We start from the raw sequence: 980 nt of genomic DNA on the forward strand, positions 1-980 counted from the left end.
ATGGGCTGGGGGGAGCTGGGGGGACGATGCAGCACCGCGGTGAGCGGGCCTGCGGGTTATCAGGGTCGGCCTGGACCCATCTGGCGTGCGGACGCACTGCCGCTGAAATGGCTGGGCCGTGTCGAAAGGCGTGCCGGTCATCGAGCGGTGATCCGGGCAGATTGCGGTTCTGTTTGCCCCTTTTTCGCCGTGAAGCGGGCGCTGGTGGACTCCCTCGTTGAGCTGGCGTCGCGTCCGGCCCCGCTCCGGGATCCGGCCCGCCGCCTGCCCGTGCGTCGCCTGCCGAGCGGGCGCGGGGTGCGGTTCCAGTCCAGCCGCACCGGTGGAATCAAATGCGGCAGTTCCCGGATCATCCGAATCGTCCAGCGGTGCTCCGCACCCAGGCCGTCCCGCGCGTGTTCATGGATGCGCCGATGGTGGAAACGACACAGCAGCACCCCGTTTGTGATGTCGGTTGGCCCGTTCAAATGGTGTTCGCTCCACGGGATCACGTGGTGGGCGTCGCAGTCGGTGGGCGGGGCGTCGCAGCCGGGCCAGACGCAGCCGCCGTCCCGGGCGGCCAGGGCGAGCTTCTGGGCCGGGGTGAACAGGCGTTGCGCGCGCCCTTGCGCGAGGACGGCACCGGTTGTTCCGAAGACGGTGATGGCGTACTTGCCGTCGCAGAGCTCCCGGAGCGCGGTCTCCGCGGAGAGCGGCGCGAAGATGCCGTCCGCCCACGAAGGTCCGGTGCCGTCCTGGAGGGATTCGGCGCTGACGTGGATGTTCACGAGGGTGCTCGCCCCGGTAGCCACTCCTGCGTTGCGCTCGGCGAGGTGCGCACGGATGCCGTCGATGAGGCGGTCCAGGGCGCGCTGGGCCGGGGTGCGGTCGTCGAGGGAGGGAGCGGCATCGATGCCGCTCAGGCCTTTCGGATCTTCGCCGGGGACCGGTTCAAAGCGCACACCGGCATGAGTCACGGTTCTCGCCTCGGGGTCAGCGAC

General features: G+C 70.0%; 1 protein-coding gene. It reads right to left on the reverse strand.

What is annotated here, in order from left to right:
* Window positions 1-137: 137 nt before the first annotated feature.
* The coding region (locus OOT08_RS12470; protein ID WP_325093063.1) for an HNH endonuclease signature motif containing protein at window positions 138-980 on the reverse strand (843 nt) is incomplete at its 5' end.

Source organism: Leucobacter sp. M11 (genome assembly GCF_035726885.1).
GTDB lineage: Bacteria > Actinomycetota > Actinomycetes > Actinomycetales > Microbacteriaceae > JAPFRB01.